Source organism: Gracilibacillus lacisalsi DSM 19029, from assembly GCF_000377765.1.
Lineage (GTDB): Bacteria > Bacillota > Bacilli > Bacillales > Amphibacillaceae > Gracilibacillus > Gracilibacillus lacisalsi.
Genome location: NZ_KB898669.1, coordinates 70,317 through 85,994 on the forward strand (window position 1 = coordinate 70,317; position 15,678 = coordinate 85,994).

The following is a 15,678-nucleotide window of genomic DNA, read 5'->3' on the forward strand; positions in this document are numbered from 1 at the left end:
TTATTTCTGATTCAGAATTCTTTCTTGTTTTTTTTAATAAGCTAACAACATATTCACTTTATAAAGTCAGAGTAAATGAGTTAGCTTGATTACCACCTTATTCACCTTGAAATACCAACATCTTTATTTTGCCGTTGTTTCACTTCCTCCATCTTCTTATAAAAGGCATCCTCCATATCAATCTCAAAATAGTTAGCAAATTTCGTCATATACGCTAGACAATCCGCCAATTCTTTGCCGATGTCTTCTTTTATATTTGCTTTGGCAATTTCGAAGGCTTCTGCTTCACTTTTTCCTTGATTGATCCATTTATTTGTTTGATTAAATGCCTTTCTTAATTCTTCCGCTACTTCTGCTACCTCTGTAGAAAAAAGCATGTAATTATGTAATAACGATGATTTCGTTTCTTCATAATGATTACCACTAATTTCCCAATTCAATTCCTCATGATATGTTTTCATATACCTCTGTAATTCTTTCATTTATTCCACCTCATTAGGATAAACTTGTTTGTCAAATACTGTACCATCCGTGTACGCAACTTCAAGCACTAACCGCATATTGTCATATTGTTCAAATGGTTCAAGATCAAATGGTCGATCTCTCATTTCTTCGTCTTGAAGTGTCAATTGTTCTTCTTCCATAAGTGTATCGTTTTGATATTTTAATAGATTTACTTCTTCAACAATATTTTCCTGGTTAGCTAAATTGTGATAGTAAACATGTAGCCTCACTCCATCTTCATTAAAATGTACATCAGTATGCAACGAACCATATTTATTCGCTCCTAAGTAATCGATATGTTCCGATTGTTGTTCACTTTGTTTGATGACTCCATCATGGAAAACAGATACAAAATAGTTGATTTGATTTTCCGGTTCTTTCTTTACAGATTCGGTTGTTTGACCGCTAACCTCTACTTGACTAGATGAATGAGAACTGACATTTGATTCACTTATACTCACCCGCCATTCAGGTTTCAGGTCCATTTCAAACGGAATCTGTACTTGAAACATACCCGTGTCCTCTTCATTTGCTGATATTTCCGTAAACTCATTTGCCTCACCATATTTATAATGAAACATGACTTTTGCATCTTGATGAAACTCTTGGAGCTGCCAGGAGAAAGTTACATCCGTACTACCATTTGCTAATTGTTTCTCATTTGTTTCCATTCTGATTGGACTGATCCAACTCTGCTCTTCAATAAAATGCTCTAATTCTTGCCGAATAACATCAGATTGACTGTTCACATTATTACTTATCATTGATTGATTATCTGTCAGAAAGCGAATATCTTCTTCCATACTTGTTATTTTAGAAATCACCATAACATTTATAACCAAGCTTACTATTAATGCTATTAGAATAAATAACCGAAAACCTTTGATGGATCGCTCCTTCTCCACTCTTTTCCCTCCCCTCTACAAAATCGCTTTTAACAAATATTGTAACATATTGATGTGAAGTTGCGATTTACTCATTAAGGAATTATGATAAGGACAAATCATTAACCAAAAAGGAGTATATTCATGAAACTAATTTTAGCTTCTTCCTCACCTAGAAGACAGGAATTATTACAGCAAGTACATATCCCTTTTACCATAAGGAAACCTGATATCGATGAATCACAAATTACTGAAACCGATCCAGCAGAAAAGGTTAAACAGCTTGCTATGTTAAAAGGAAGAGAAGTACTGATTCAAGACAAAGATGAAGTAATTCTATCTTCGGATACAGTTGTTTCCTTTCAACAAAATATTTTCGAAAAACCGGCAGATAAGCAAGCAGCCTACAAAATGATTGAAGCGATGAACGGTAAAACACATGAAGTATATACTGGTGTGATGCTGCGTTCTGTAGAGCAGGAAGTTGTATTTGTAGAAAACACTAAAGTGGAATTTTGGTCATTAACAGAAGAAGAGATCATATCCTATATTGAAACAGATGAACCGTATGATAAAGCTGGTGGCTACGGAATCCAAAGCGTTGGTGCGATGTTTGTAAAAGGGATTATTGGTGACTATTATAACGTTGTCGGCCTACCTATTTCTCGTGTAGTACGAGAGTTAAGTAAATTTGAGATTTTTCCCCGATAGAATATAAGTAAGCTTCTCAGGAAAGTGATGCCACTTTCCTTTTTTTATGCAAAGAAGCGTTTACATGTAAATATTCTATTACATTTTACTGAAAACAATAGAATAATGAGTAAAAAGTATGTTATTTTAGAATGTGTTGTTTTAGGTATAAATACCTTTTAAAACAAGCTATATAATTCTAACATCCCGGAGGTTAACAAATGAGAAAATGGACTTTAGTATTATTTTTGTCACTTTTTATCGTGATGGCAGGCTGCTCTGAGCAAACTGACTCATCTACAATAGATGACAAAGTTAAAATCGGTGTTATGTTGTCGGACGTCGGACTTGGTGACCAGTCCTTTAGTGACTCTGCTTTTTACGGATTGGAACATGCACGTGATGAATTAGGTATACTTTTTAATTATCGTGAATTGGCAGAAGTCGGAGACTATCAAACTGGTTTAACCCAATTAATTGAGGAAGGCAATGACTTAATTATCGGTCTCGGATATATGATTGAAGAAGATTTAAAGAAAGCTGCAGAAGAATATCCTGATCAACAGTTCGTTATTGTTGATAGTGTGATAGATTTACCAAATGTAACAAGCGTAACTTTTAAGGAACATGAAGGAAGTTTTCTGATCGGTGCTATTGCTGGTATGAAGACTGAATCCGATATCGTCGGATTTGTTGGTGGTGAGGATACTCCACTCATCCGCAAATTTTTGAACGGCTATAAACAAGGTGTTGCTGCAACAAATCCTGATGCAACTGTATTAGACCAGTTTGCTGGAGACTTTGGAGATGATCAACTTGGTGAAGAAATTGCTGCTGAACTAATCGAAGAAGGAGCAGATTATATTTATCCATCTGCAGGTTTCACAGGTGTTGGTGTAATCAACCAAGCACAAGAAAAAGGCATTTATTCATTTGGGGTCGATTCTGATCAATATTATTTAGGTGAAGATACCGTTGTAACATCTATGATGAAAAATATCGATGTGGCGATGTACACATTAGCTACCGAACTGGTGGAAAATGGTGAACTAACAAGTGAACATTTAGAATTAGGTTTAAGTGATGACGGGGTTGGATTAGCTCCTATTCGTGTTCTTTCTCTCACATCAGAAGAAGAAAATCAGCTGAATGAGCTGACAGACGATATCAACTCTAATGAGATTACGGTGAACGAATAAGGAGAAAGGGTGAAACACATGAAATTAAAACAAAAATTAAGATTAAACTCTCTATTACCTTTGACTATCGCCTGTATTATTATCGGATTTATCGCATTTCAAATGACACAAATTCACTCTTCCAATAATGACAATGTCGAGCAGCTTGTGGATGTAGAGAAACTAAATAGTGCGATAATCTCCGTTGAGCAAGGCTTAAGTAGCTTTTCTCTAAACAAAACAGATGCAGATGCAGAGTCTGTGCAATTAAGCTTACAGAAAAGTTCGGATATTTTAGCGGAATTAGCAAATACCAAAAGAGCTGAAGATCAAATTGACAGGATTGAAGAAAAATTAGCAACTTTAAACGATGATATCACTGTAGCTTTAGATGAAAAAGATGCAGCAGAAGCTAAAAAACAGTCGATTCGAACTAGGGGCATTCAAAACGATATTCATTTATTACAATTAATCGTAGAGGAAAACTATCAAAAAGCACAACAACAACTAGAAACAAAGATTGATTCGGTCATCTTGTTTACGATTGTCTCAGGTATAGTGTTACTACTAGGAACAGGCAGCTTTTCTTTTATCACGACAAATCGGATCGTAAAACCAATTTATACACTTACCGATCATGCTGACGCTATTTCCAATGGTGATCTTACTAGGTCAATAGCAGAAACAGCACGGAAAGATGAAGTTGGACAGTTACATAATAGTTTCGCCCGAATGAATCAAGATTTAAAAGAGTTAATTGCTAATGTATTAGAAACAGCGCAAAGTGTCGCTGCTTCTGCAGAACAATTAAGTGCTAATGCTGATGAAACGTCAACAGCTACTGAGCAAATTGCCAATTCCATTCAAGAGGTATCAGATGGATCTGAACAACAACTTAATAATGTTGATCAATCTAACCGAAATGTCGAACAGATCTCAAAAGATATGGATGCTATCTCAACTCGCATTTCACGTGCAACAGAATCTTCCAATCATGCTTCAGAACAATCTGAGCAAGGAATGGATACAGTGAAGCGTGTTAGCGAACAAATGGCGATTATCAATCAAAACACCGAAGACACTGGCCAAGTAATCGAAGGACTAAATAATCATTCCCAAGAAATTAATAAAATCGTCGATATGATAACCGATATCGCTGAGCAAACCAATTTGCTTGCACTGAATGCAGCAATTGAAGCAGCACGTGCCGGAGAACATGGAAAAGGTTTTGCGGTAGTAGCTGATGAGGTAAGAAAATTAGCAGAAGAATCCGGACAATCCGCTCGTCAAATAAATGATTTAATTGCGGTGATGCAACAAACAACTGGTAAAGCAGTACAATCAATGGAAGCAGGAAATGAGGCAGTGAAACAAGGTTCCTCCCTTGTATCTGAAGCAAGTGATGCATTCGGAAATATTACAAAGGTTGTCACAGATGTTCAGGAACGAATGGAGGAAGTGACGACTTCACTTGATCAAATGAAAAACAATAACGAAACACTCGTTACATCAATGAATCACGTTTCAACCATTACTGAAAAAACTGCTCATCACTCTCAGGAAGTGGCTAGTGCGACGGAGGAACAAACCGCCTCTATTCAAGAAGTATCAGCTGCTACTAAAGTGTTAGCAGAAATGGCACAAGAATTACAGGATAAAGTAAGTCGATTTAAAATCTAGTAAAATAGATTGCTATACGTCATGGCATACCAGTTACATTAGTGATTGGTATGCTATTTTTTATAAAATAGGAGTTGGGATATTTTAGAATTAACTCCTATTTTATGTTAAGATAAAACTAAGGTATTGTGAAAATACAAAAAATATATCCAAACGGAATGTACTAGGTATCATAATCGGATAACATACGTTTTACAATAGTTGATACATCTCATAGATACCAAATTTATCTTTAGGAGCTATTCACATGACTACCTACCATATAGATCCTCAAAAACAAACTCTCCATGGTTCTTTTTCAAAACATCTCAAAACTATATTAACTATAAACTCAGGTGATTCCGTTCGCTATTCTACTTTGGATGCATTATGGGGATTAGAACCTTTTCAATCAACTGGTTATCGAAGGACTTTTGAGACAAAAGGGTTAAAGGGAAACAATGGCCATGCTCTCTGTGGTCCAATAGCCATTAATGGTGCTAAACCTGGAATGGTTCTGATGATTAAAGTGAATGAAATACGCCCCTCTTCATGGGGCTGGAGTTTTGCAGGTGGTTCCAAGCAAGTCAAAAATCGACTCGGCATAGGAGAACAAGATCCATACCACTTAAACTGGGATTTGGACCCTGTAAATATGATTGGTACGAGTCAACTGAATCATCGTGTTTCCTTATCGCCATTCATGGGGACGATGGGCATGCCACCTAATGAATCTGGCATTCATTCAACCATACCACCAAGATTTTGTGGTGGGAACATGGATTGTAAGGAGCTAGTGGAGGGAAGTATTTTATATCTCCCAATTCCTGTTTCTCGGGGGTTGTTCTCAGTTGGTGATGGCCATGCCCTACAGGGAGATGGTGAGATAAGCACTCAAGCTATTGAATGTCCAATGGATCTGGTAGACTTAACTTTTACAATAAAAGCTGATCAACACTTATCAATGCCGCGCGCCAATACACCTGCAGGCTGGATCACATTCGGCTTTCACGAAGATCTTGATGAAGCTTGTTTCATTGCACTTGAAGGTATGCTAGACCTTATGCAAGAACTGTACGATTTCAGCAGAAAAGAGGCCTACACACTAGCTAGTTTGATAGTGAATTTAAGAATTACTCAAATAGTTAATGGAGCGAAAGGGGTACACGCCATTCTGCCTCACGATTCGTTTACTCATTAAACATATCTGTTTTGCTCATCGAGAAAAAGTGATTTTCCCTCCGTGGGGATTTTACGGACGATTAAACCTCAATAAAGGAGTGTTAATATGACAGAAGAAAAAGAAACACCAGAAAAAAGAAGAGAACGAATGAGACAAGAAGAATTGAAAGGAAATCCTTCTGGAAGTATTCATGGGAGTGGGTTACCTGATTTGGTCGGCGGGTTAGGTTGGAAAGGTACAGGAATACTTATTCTAATTATCCTAGTAGCTTTTATCATTTATTCTGTTTTCTTTCGATAGCTAAATAGTGCTTTATGAATCAGAGCCCTTCTAATGTAGATACAATAGTTATTTCATCAAAAAAACTACATTAGAAGGTTTTAATGTAGTTCAGACAGTCAATCAATAATTTCAAGTATAATGCTACTTTACATCGAAGGCTTCTTGATAATACTCTCGCAATGTCTCGACATTATCCTTCCACACCACTGGTTCACCGTAAACAAGTTGTTGAAATACTTCAAGACAGCGATGCCACCCCGCAGCGATATACATCGCCATAGATGCGTCATCGAAAGAATGCTTAAATGTAAATAGACAACCATCTTCTTTTTCCGTTATTCGCATATCAAGTAAATCGTCTACTTCTTTGAAAACAAACGTGTGCGGTTCCTCTAATTCCAATACTTCTCCTTCATAAACAGAACCTTCCCCATCGTCAAACTTCAGCTTACCACCGACTTCTACTTCCATTTCCATTGTTGCGAATGGATACCATTGGATAAAGAAAGTCGGGTCAATTAAGGTAGCAAATACTTTTTCTGAGGAAAATGGGAATTCACATTCAAATGTTAATGAATATCGTTCATTGTGCTGGCTAAGTGTACCGTAATTCATTGCAACAACCTCCTTTTGGATGCTATTTTAACACAAAAACTGACGACAGTATTACGAAAGCATTATTTAGCATTGACTAGTTTACTGTCGCATAATATGGTTATATTACTAAAGCTTACAAAAAAGAGGAGCTGTTGGTATGAATCCATTAAATAACAAAATTACCGCTGTATTTATTCCCGTGAAGAATATTGAAAAAGCTCGTGACTGGTATTGTGATTTACTAGATAAAGAACCTCATGATGACTTTCCTGGAGGACACCTCTATGTTATCGAATTAGACGGATTAAATGTCGTTTTGGACAGTAAAATTCATCGAGAAGAAACGATTTTGAAAACACCTGCCTTCCATTTTGATACAGATAATATTGAAGTGGCCTATCAATATATCGAAAGCAAAGGTGTAGAATTACTTTCAGATATTCAATTTGGCCATTTTTTCACATTTAAAGATCTAGATGGTAACCACATGATGGTATGTAAACGATAGAAATGAAAGGTAGTGGAACAATGGAAGTAGAAGATATATTTAGTGATTTTCCGATCTTGGAAACGGATCGACTACTACTACGAAAGGTATCTTTAGGGGATGTTCGTGATACCTATGCCTATGGTTCTAATCAGGAAGTATCGAAATATGTAACATGGGAAACCCACCAGTCTTTAGATGAAACACTAGCATTTGTCGAATATATTATTAGTAGATATGAAAGTAATTATCTCGCTCCTTGGGCAATCGAATGGAAAGATCAGCAGAGAATGATAGGGACGATTGATTTTGTCTCATGGGATACACAGCAACATATTGCGGAACTCGGCTATGTGATTTCTCAGGACTATTGGGGCAAAGGGATTGTCACGGAAGCTGTTAAAGAAGTTATTAAGTTTGGTTTCAACCATATGGACTTAGAACGGATTCAGGCAAAATGTTTAGTAGAAAACATCGGTTCAGCAAGAGTGATGGAGAAAGCAGGTATGATGTTTGAAGGAGTATTAAGAAAAGCAGTATATGGCAAAGGGCAGCATTGGGATGTAAAGATCTATTCGATTTTGAGAGAAGAATTTGCTGCACAAGACTGAAAAGTAGCTTGTTAATCCCTAAATAATTTGTAAAACACCGCTCAAGTAACCACTGGAGCGGTGCTACATTAATTATAAGATTTGGATATACCCTTCTGTTCCATGCACTCTAATTTGTTGTCCATCCTTTATGAGCTTGGTAGCATTTTCTACTCCAACAACTGCTGGTAACCCATATTCACGCGCAATAACTGCTCCATGGGTCATCAGCCCACCAACTTCGGTGACTAGACCTTTGATGGATACAAACAATGGTGTCCAACTTGGGTCTGTAAAAGAGGTGACTAATATATCTCCATCTTCTAGATCAGCATCTTCCATGTTTAAGATGACACGTGCTCGCCCCTCTATAACTCCAGAAGAAACTGGTAAACCTGCAATGGCTTCAGTTGGGAGATTTTCTCGTTTGTACTCACCAACAATGATTTCTCCATCAGACGTGATAACACGTGGGGGAGTTAATTTTTCATATAATTTGTACTCTTCTTTTCGTATGTTGATGACCTGGTAATCCAGTTTATTTGTGTGTATGACTTCACTAAGTTCTTCAAAAGAGAGATAGTATATATCTTCTTTTTCATGAATAACGTTGGCCTGTACGAGTTGTTCAGCTTCTTTCAATAGAGCTTGCTTATAAACGAAGTAGCGATTTATCATGCTGTATTTTGGATACTCCCTAAACCCGCTGAAATTCCGGATTAGATCGATCATTCGTTTTGTCTCTTTGGCCTTTTGTTCACCATCCGGCAGTCGCTTCAGTCGTTCTAATAACTCGTGTTCTTTTTTCAGAGCCTCTTGTCTTCCTCGCTCAAATAACCGACTGCTAGCATTCGGTTCAAAGTTTTTGATATTGTTAAGAATCAAGGGAACAAGTGTAATGGTTTTTTCGCTCCAACGATTTCTAGTAATATCGATTTCTCCAACACATCTCATTCCGTATTTATTGAGAAAAGCAATTATTGCATCTCGGATTTTTTGTCCACCTTCAAACTTCATCAGTTCGTCCAAAAAGTTTTCATCTTTTACATGGTGCAAAAAACCAATTACTTCCGGATAAGGTCGTATGACATCTGCCACATCCAATAACTCTAGACCCATCTCCGATGTAATATTGTTTGGTACAGATTGAGAAATCGTATCAGCTACGTTTTTTTCACCTAGCCACTTCTCGATGTTTTCATTGATCCATGATGGAGCATTCATAGCAGTCATCACGACAATTGAACTTTGTGGGTCAAATAAAATCTTTTTTAATTGCTGGATATCTTCTCGAATAAAATCAAATAATTCTGATCCGGATTTAGTTCGAATATTTTGTTTTAACTCTTCGATCGAAATCTCACTACTCTTAATCAAATCAGAAACGATTGTCGGATCATTTTCGATTTGTTCTTGGCCCCAAGACGATATAATTTTATTGCTTTTACTGGGATTCAGTTCTTTTTCATCCGATGATAATATTATAAATCCTTCTCGCTTTACGATAGTTAGGAGTGCGTCTTTGATGAGTGGATCGGATTTCCCCAGGGTATCAATTACCGTTTTTCTGCTGTCGGGTGAAGCTAGCTTATCTGTGGTATCAACAAACAATCTACCACCAGCTATACGCATAGGGGCAGGTGTCGTTAACAGATAAAAAGACAATCCTAATGGTTTCATGGGATCAGTCATCATTTGTTGATGTCCAACTGATACATAGACGTGATTATTTGGATCATTGGCTTCTGGAATAGGATATAAAGTAGTGATTGGACGACTCTGGAGAATATAAAATGTATCATTCACCAAACACCATTCGATATCTTGTGGGCAATCAAAATAAGCTTCAATCCGTCTTCCGATTCGCGCCAGTTGTAAAATGTGTTGTTCAGTCAGTGTTTGATTCTTTTGCCTTTCCGGATCAATCTGCCGTTTCTCTGTCCCGCCCTCTTTTAATGGATAGATAGCTACTTTTTTGGTAGCTATCATCTGCTCGATGATCTTGTCTTCCTGAACTTTATAACAATCTGCCGATACCAATCCAGATACCAGTGCTTCTCCAAGCCCAAAACTGGCATCGACCGACAGTACCTTTCGATTAGAAGTAATTGGATCAGCGGTAAATAATATCCCTGAAGCTTGTGGGAAAACCATCCTTTGAACGATAACGGACATATACACTTGATTATGATTCAATCCATTTTGGATACGGTATATTACTGCGCGATCGGCAAATAGGGAAGTCCAACATTTGCTAATATGCTGTAAGATTGCTTCTTTACCGATGATATTTAAATAGGTATCTTGTTGACCAGCAAAAGAGGCGTATGGTAAATCTTCAGCCGTCGCACTAGAACGCACTGCATAAGCATGTTGCTCGCCAAACTTGGAGAGATAGTGAGTAACTGTACTTACAACATCAGAAGGAATTTCTACTTCCATAATGAGTTGTCGTATCTTCTTGCTAATTGCAGCAATTTGTTCTCGATCTTCTACCTTTAGCCTGGTTAGTCGGTCTAACAAAGCACGATACGTTTCATTCTGGCTGACGGCTTTTTGAAATCCCTCTGTTGTTATACAAAATCCTTCTGGTACGTGTATTCCTTGGATTTTTGATAATTCCCCCAAATTCGAACCTTTTCCACCAACGAGCATAAGCTGAGTTTTTTCTATCTCTTGAAAATCCAGAACCGAAGCACTCATTCTACATCACTCCTAACCATTAAAGTACTATTGATTTTAGCAGTAGGAAATGAGAATAAATAGTCTATATTTCCCTTTTTTTGTGTGCTATAATTAAAGTAGAAAGAATATTGTGCCTAAGTTCTTCACTTCTAATAAAAGAATAAAAACACCTTCGTTTCATATGGAATTCATAGAACGAAGGTGTTTTTTATTTTTATATTAAAATCTATTGTTTTGTTCAGTAATAATTGGCTAACTCAATTTCCAGTAACTTGCTTGGACTGGGCCACTTTCATTAAGTAATATTGTTCCTCACGAGCCATGTGATCAGCCATTGAGGCAGTAAATGTACTTAATACCTCTGCACTAAGCTCCATTTCTTCCAATTCATGCAAAAAAGTTTTAAATAAACCTATTTCTACCTCCACGTCATTATTAAACTTTTTTAATGCGGGGAATGCGTTAACATTGGAACGTAAATAACCGGTCAGCTCTACTGCTTTTAAATAAAATTGATTAAAATGCTCTGTGAATGCATGACTTTTCTCTTTTAAACGTTTCTCGACACCATCCATTTCATCATTAATCGCGCCCGCATGACCAGATGCATCCAGTAACCAGACAAGGTGATGATGTAATTCATGGAAAATAGGTGGTACCTCTCCTTGCTTCAGATAGCCTAGTATCAACAAATATTCTTCCAATTCATTAACCATATGATTCAAAAATGTAGGTGTCAAATGAATCCCCATTTGACCCGTCAAGTGCCGTTCAATAATGGAAAGCTTGAATTCTCTGAATTGCTTAGTGAGATCCTCCACCATAATCGAGAATGAAATGGCATTGGACGTATCAATAGCACTTGATTGGGCAAGCAATTGATCATACTGTGAGCGAAACATTTTGGCTTTTTCAATATCCTCAGTTTGTGATGGGTAAAGGGAATCATGAATAAACCGAGCGTGATCTCCGAGCACCTGCAACCAAAATTGATGTTCAAACACAGCACTTTTTAAGTAATTGGATTTCAAACCAGACATCCCCTTTTTTATGCAATGATGGTTTATTGTATTCGGCAAACAGGGGAAATATTAACGAAATACTCTCAGATTAACGTGTATGTTCCTCTAGTTAGTCTTTTCAATCTTCTATATTCTGCTGGTACAGACGAAGAAGAATTCCCACCATAATTAAGCGGAACCATATCTGCTAAAGTAGTGCCAATATCTTTCCACTTTTGTTTATATTGCTGACCGATATATATTTCCACTTCTAGAATAGTCATTGGCTTTTGTTTTTCAATGAAACATTCTAAAATAGCTTCATATAACGTCATGATCTCACCTTTCCTTATTTGTTCAGTAATTTATTTTATAGCGAGAAGCAACAATCTATGAATAAGAATGATAAAAAGACAGAATCCAATTCACTATTTGGACTTCTGTCTTTTTTTCACTTTTTATTTAGGGAATTCCGATTAACTCTCTTCTGGATAAAACTCATAACGAAACCAGGAAAAATTCGGATCACCAAAATCAGTATCGATTTGTTTCGTCTCACCCGGCTCCAATGAAATATCAAAAACCTTATCATTAATTATATTCTCGTTATCATCATAAATCGCAACTCTTATCTTCCCATGAAACTCCCATTCTTCATGGAAATTTTTAGCGTAAACATAAGATGTGACATTGTCATTTTCTCTGAGTGGTTCAACTAAACCAACCAGTTCTTTGTTTTGTGCCCGTTCTTTACTCTCTTCAAAAACTTCACTTAACCTTTCTTCTATATACGCATCATTAGCTGGAGTTGCCACTTCTATATCATTCAACTGAGTTTGATCAGCAGATACATTTATATAAATAAAAAATGAGACAAATACAAAATTAAATAATAATGCTAATATCCCCGATTTCACAGTCGTCTTTACTGGATATCTCCCAAGTATCATCGCCGTCAATGCAACTACAGAAAAAAACACTGTCACCCATTGCCATTTTGAAAAGATAATATCATTTACAATATCCAAAATCTTCACAACTTTCTTTTTTTTGTTATACTTATTTTAGCAAATATTCATTTATCTAACTACATTTTGGGAGGGAAATATGGAATCAAGTAAGGCTATGTACCAATACGTAGAGAAGAAATTCGATCCCTTTTGGTGGATAACATTTTCCTATATCATTTCCGTGCTTTTTCTGCTTTGCATCACGATGGTAGTGGGGCCGATAATAGTCTTCAGCAATAATACCAATATATGGTCCGTGCTGCTTATGCTGCTTGTCCCGCTAGGAATTTGGCTAGCTACCAGAGTGTTTGCCTATGCTCGCGGATTAATCTGGCGAAATAACCATCTCACAACTTATAAGTTCTATCCGGATACTATTCAATTAAATAAATGGGAAAACACTTATGATAGAGAACCTACCAAGATGGAGGTAGAGCTTTCTGCTATACGGAAAGTGGTTGTTGCTCCATATATCATAAACGAATATCTAACGAGACATGGAACAAAGCATATAGAGAAAAGTTATATACTTTACGTTATTCACGAAGCAAATTCGAAAAAAGAATTGTTGAAGCTTCCATTTGCCAGTAATTACGAGAATATTAATATCTGGTTAACCTATTTCAAAAAAAGAAATATACCCGTACAATTCACAACAGAAGTACTCTTTAGTTATGAGCGAGATGTGTTTACAGATCAAAAAAGGATAAGACGATTAGAATCCAATATTCACGAGATTCCAATCGAACACCAAGGTAATTGGAAGAAGCAGCAGAAGGAAGTGTATCGAGAATGGTCTAGAACATATCCACCAAAAGAATATATAGAACCTGTTGAGAAAGACAATTCCTTATTCAGACCAATTGCAAATGCTGTTCTATTAAGCTATGCACTAATGTTAGCAATTACCTTTGGATTAATAGAGCTTTATAAATACGGATGGTTTGCTGAGAAAAACCCCTGGCCCATTTTTGTTATGTTTTTTGTTATCAGTCTACTATTTTTCTTCATTCTGCGTCGTGTTTTACGTTGGTATTTTATGTTAGTATTCATTGTGAATGCTTTTATTTTTGGAATTGCCATGACTATGAGTTTTGAAGAAGAAACTCAACCAATTGCTTCTGAGATTTCAGTGAGTGTGCTTGGCATGGCTATGTTATTCCCACTTGTCGTGTGGATACCTTACTTAATTGTTAAAAAAATTAATAATAATGCAACATAACCCACAAATGCTTTGGACATTGTCAAGATCAAAATTTCAAAAAGCCTAAAGATAAAAGTCAAGAAGCATAATAGCTATGACTGCTTTGTTTCTTGACTTTATTTGTTCGAACAACATTTACACCAGTTCTATGTAGCTATGTTATTCAACATGCGCCCTTTTCTCGAATACCCAACGATGAAAAACAAATCAAAATACTCCTAGCTGCTCCATTAAGTGTACGCCATCAGAAGATACCCAATAACCTTTTATTTTTCCATCTTCGACTTGCATAATATCCATACCGTTAAAGCTTATTATTTTTCCCACTTCCGCCTTAGCACCTGGCATGCCTCCTTTATAAGCTCCTGCAAATTGCCATCGTGCCGAGACATACGGACTGTCTATGATAGGACCTACTACTACCGTCATATCCACATCATCAAAAAAGGCGCAAGCATCCTTAATGATCCCCTTTAAGGCTTCTGCTCCCTTTTTATCAGCCGTAGATTTTCCATCAGTTCTTGCCTGGTGAATCATGCAAGCAGGCGCTGTTATCTTATCAAGTATAGAAACATCCTCGTGCCATGCTTTTACCCATAATTGATAAACTTGATTTTCGTCTAGAATAGTCAATTCAAAAACCTCCTAAAATACGATTTTATACTATATTCAAGTTCTTTCGTGAAATACCTTTATTATGGTACTTTTCTTCTTACATTGAATTAGCTAGCTGTTGAGGGATTATTTTTGTACGCTATTAAAATCCTTTTTTGACATCTACTTTATTAGATAAAGGTTTATCCTTTTCTAAATTTTCAAGTGTGTCAACAAAACATTCTACCGCTTCTTTAGCAGTTGTCACAGCTGAAATATGTGGTGTAATCATCACGTTTGGTTGTTGCCACAATGGACTGTGTTGTGGCAGTGGCTCCTCTTGAAATACATCAAGTACAGCAAACCTAACCTGACCAGTATCCAATGCATGTAAGAGGTCTAATTCACTAACAGATTCTCCCCTGCCAACATTGATAAAGCCGGCACTCGATAAACCTGAAAAAATATCCTTGTTAATTAAATGCTCTGTTTTTTCCGTTAATGGCAAGGTATTAATCAAATAATTCACTTCATTTAATAGTGTAAAATGCGAGTCAACTGTAAATACCTCTTTGAAATACTCCTTTTGTTCACCGCTCCATGATACTCCGTAAACTTCTACACCAAAAAAGGAAAAGACTTGTGCTATTTTTTGACCTATTTCTCCTGTTCCATAAATCATTACTTTTGAATCACTTAACATCTTAGGTGTGGTAGGTTTCCAATGCTTCTCCTCTTTCTGATGAAAGAATTGATCATGATACTGTAAGTCTTTTAGTATGTAGCTAAGGCTATACTCACTAATTCTTTCTCCAAACGAACAAATCGTTCTGGTTAAGATTACATCGTCATTCCATTTCTTTCTAAATAAGAAACTATCTACACCTGCACCTAGAGAATGAACCCATTTCACTTTACTATAGTCATAACTTGCTCTAGTTTTGAAGGATACAAACGCATCAGCCCAGTCTAAATCTTCCTCCCTTATTTCTTCTTCTGTCAAATAACGAAATTCCTTGTCTAATTTATAATCTTCTATCAGATTTTGTAATTCTTGATTCAAAGGGCTTACAAATAAAATATGGTTGATTTTCATTGGTGTTCTCCTTTCGATAATGAACGTCTCGTCA

At 36.6% G+C, this 15,678-nt stretch carries 17 protein-coding genes; 8 read left to right on the forward strand and 9 right to left on the reverse strand.

Annotated elements, in window-relative coordinates; genetic code table 11:
- Nucleotides 1-101: 101 nt before the first annotated feature.
- Together D569_RS0113335 and D569_RS0113340 are read right to left on the reverse strand one after the other, a co-directional pair.
- Nucleotides 102-482: a MazG nucleotide pyrophosphohydrolase domain-containing protein gene (locus D569_RS0113335; RefSeq protein WP_018932932.1), complete on the reverse strand. Its 381-nt coding sequence runs from the start codon at nt 480-482 to the stop codon at nt 102-104.
- A complete protein-coding gene (locus D569_RS0113340) occupies nt 483-1,409 on the reverse strand; it encodes a hypothetical protein (RefSeq protein WP_018932933.1) in 927 nt (308 codons plus the stop codon).
- 123 nt (nt 1,410-1,532) lie between these two features.
- Here D569_RS0113340 and D569_RS0113345 point away from each other — a divergent pair, with 123 nt between their 5' ends.
- From D569_RS0113345 to D569_RS0113365, 5 genes are all read left to right on the forward strand, one after another.
- Nucleotides 1,533-2,099 (forward strand): Maf family nucleotide pyrophosphatase, encoded by a 567-nt coding sequence (locus D569_RS0113345; protein ID WP_018932934.1) that lies wholly within the window; start codon nt 1,533-1,535, stop codon nt 2,097-2,099.
- 200 nt (nt 2,100-2,299) lie between these two features.
- Nucleotides 2,300-3,277: a BMP family lipoprotein gene (locus D569_RS0113350; protein ID WP_018932935.1), complete on the forward strand. Its 978-nt coding sequence runs from the start codon at nt 2,300-2,302 to the stop codon at nt 3,275-3,277.
- Nucleotides 3,278-3,295: 18 nt separating this feature from the next.
- On the forward strand, nt 3,296-4,936 hold the full coding sequence (locus tag D569_RS0113355; RefSeq protein ID WP_018932936.1) for a methyl-accepting chemotaxis protein: 1,641 nt from the start codon (nt 3,296-3,298) through the stop codon (nt 4,934-4,936).
- A gap of 247 nt (nt 4,937-5,183) precedes the next feature.
- Nucleotides 5,184-6,116, forward strand: a complete 933-nt coding sequence (locus D569_RS0113360; protein ID WP_018932937.1) for an acetamidase/formamidase family protein — start codon at nt 5,184-5,186, stop codon at nt 6,114-6,116.
- Nucleotides 6,117-6,203: 87 nt separating this feature from the next.
- A complete protein-coding gene (locus tag D569_RS0113365) occupies nt 6,204-6,398 on the forward strand; it encodes a DUF6366 family protein (RefSeq protein ID WP_018932938.1) in 195 nt (64 codons plus the stop codon).
- 123 nt (nt 6,399-6,521) lie between these two features.
- Here D569_RS0113365 and D569_RS0113370 read toward each other — a convergent pair whose 3' ends face one another.
- Nucleotides 6,522-6,995, reverse strand: coding sequence for an SRPBCC domain-containing protein (locus tag D569_RS0113370; protein ID WP_018932939.1), 474 nt, complete (start codon nt 6,993-6,995; stop codon nt 6,522-6,524).
- Nucleotides 6,996-7,134: 139 nt separating this feature from the next.
- On the opposite strand from D569_RS0113370, the gene D569_RS0113375 reads away from it, so the two are divergent.
- Nucleotides 7,135-7,485 (forward strand): VOC family protein, encoded by a 351-nt coding sequence (locus D569_RS0113375; RefSeq protein ID WP_018932940.1) that lies wholly within the window; start codon nt 7,135-7,137, stop codon nt 7,483-7,485.
- 20 nt (nt 7,486-7,505) lie between these two features.
- Nucleotides 7,506-8,075 (forward strand): GNAT family N-acetyltransferase, encoded by a 570-nt coding sequence (locus D569_RS0113380; protein WP_018932941.1) that lies wholly within the window; start codon nt 7,506-7,508, stop codon nt 8,073-8,075.
- A gap of 72 nt (nt 8,076-8,147) precedes the next feature.
- Here the strand turns inward: D569_RS0113380 and ppsA are convergent, their stop codons facing one another.
- From ppsA to D569_RS0113400, 4 genes are all read right to left on the reverse strand, one after another.
- Nucleotides 8,148-10,757 (reverse strand): phosphoenolpyruvate synthase, encoded by a 2,610-nt coding sequence (ppsA, locus tag D569_RS0113385; RefSeq protein WP_018932942.1) that lies wholly within the window; start codon nt 10,755-10,757, stop codon nt 8,148-8,150.
- Between the two features lie 239 nt (nt 10,758-10,996).
- The gene (locus tag D569_RS0113390; protein ID WP_033404948.1) at nt 10,997-11,779 is read right to left on the reverse strand and encodes a DUF2935 domain-containing protein; all 783 of its coding nucleotides are present in this window, start codon (nt 11,777-11,779) and stop codon (nt 10,997-10,999) included.
- A 65-nt stretch (nt 11,780-11,844) separates the two neighbouring features.
- Complete coding sequence (locus D569_RS0113395) at nt 11,845-12,075, reverse strand: hypothetical protein (RefSeq protein WP_018932944.1); 231 nt, start codon at nt 12,073-12,075, stop codon at nt 11,845-11,847.
- Nucleotides 12,076-12,216: 141 nt separating this feature from the next.
- Nucleotides 12,217-12,768, reverse strand: coding sequence for a hypothetical protein (locus D569_RS0113400; protein WP_018932945.1), 552 nt, complete (start codon nt 12,766-12,768; stop codon nt 12,217-12,219).
- 79 nt (nt 12,769-12,847) lie between these two features.
- On the opposite strand from D569_RS0113400, the gene D569_RS0113405 reads away from it, so the two are divergent.
- The gene (locus D569_RS0113405) at nt 12,848-13,972 is read left to right on the forward strand and encodes a hypothetical protein (RefSeq protein ID WP_018932946.1); all 1,125 of its coding nucleotides are present in this window, start codon (nt 12,848-12,850) and stop codon (nt 13,970-13,972) included.
- A 189-nt stretch (nt 13,973-14,161) separates the two neighbouring features.
- Here D569_RS0113405 and D569_RS0113410 read toward each other — a convergent pair whose 3' ends face one another.
- Together D569_RS0113410 and D569_RS0113415 are read right to left on the reverse strand one after the other, a co-directional pair.
- Nucleotides 14,162-14,587, reverse strand: a complete 426-nt coding sequence (locus tag D569_RS0113410) for an ester cyclase (protein ID WP_018932947.1) — start codon at nt 14,585-14,587, stop codon at nt 14,162-14,164.
- A 124-nt stretch (nt 14,588-14,711) separates the two neighbouring features.
- On the reverse strand, nt 14,712-15,644 hold the full coding sequence (locus D569_RS0113415; RefSeq protein WP_018932948.1) for a D-2-hydroxyacid dehydrogenase: 933 nt from the start codon (nt 15,642-15,644) through the stop codon (nt 14,712-14,714).
- Between the last annotated feature and the right edge of the window lie 34 nt (nt 15,645-15,678).

Coding starts and splice junctions, on each gene's coding strand:
- D569_RS0113355 (WP_018932936.1), top strand. CDS start 3,296: ATGAAATTAAAACAAAAATTAAGATTAAACTCTCTATTACCTTTGACT.
- D569_RS0113415 (WP_018932948.1), bottom strand. CDS start 15,644: ATGAAAATCAACCATATTTTATTTGTAAGCCCTTTGAATCAAGAATTA.
- D569_RS0113405 (WP_018932946.1), top strand. CDS start 12,848: ATGGAATCAAGTAAGGCTATGTACCAATACGTAGAGAAGAAATTCGAT.
- D569_RS0113395 (WP_018932944.1), bottom strand. CDS start 12,075: ATGACGTTATATGAAGCTATTTTAGAATGTTTCATTGAAAAACAAAAG.
- D569_RS0113370 (WP_018932939.1), bottom strand. CDS start 6,995: ATGAATTACGGTACACTTAGCCAGCACAATGAACGATATTCATTAACA.
- D569_RS0113345 (WP_018932934.1), top strand. CDS start 1,533: ATGAAACTAATTTTAGCTTCTTCCTCACCTAGAAGACAGGAATTATTA.
- D569_RS0113390 (WP_033404948.1), bottom strand. CDS start 11,779: ATGTCTGGTTTGAAATCCAATTACTTAAAAAGTGCTGTGTTTGAACAT.
- D569_RS0113375 (WP_018932940.1), top strand. CDS start 7,135: ATGAATCCATTAAATAACAAAATTACCGCTGTATTTATTCCCGTGAAG.
- D569_RS0113350 (WP_018932935.1), top strand. CDS start 2,300: ATGAGAAAATGGACTTTAGTATTATTTTTGTCACTTTTTATCGTGATG.
- D569_RS0113365 (WP_018932938.1), top strand. CDS start 6,204: ATGACAGAAGAAAAAGAAACACCAGAAAAAAGAAGAGAACGAATGAGA.
- D569_RS0113335 (WP_018932932.1), bottom strand. CDS start 482: ATGAAAGAATTACAGAGGTATATGAAAACATATCATGAGGAATTGAAT.
- D569_RS0113380 (WP_018932941.1), top strand. CDS start 7,506: ATGGAAGTAGAAGATATATTTAGTGATTTTCCGATCTTGGAAACGGAT.
- ppsA (WP_018932942.1), bottom strand. CDS start 10,757: ATGAGTGCTTCGGTTCTGGATTTTCAAGAGATAGAAAAAACTCAGCTT.
- D569_RS0113360 (WP_018932937.1), top strand. CDS start 5,184: ATGACTACCTACCATATAGATCCTCAAAAACAAACTCTCCATGGTTCT.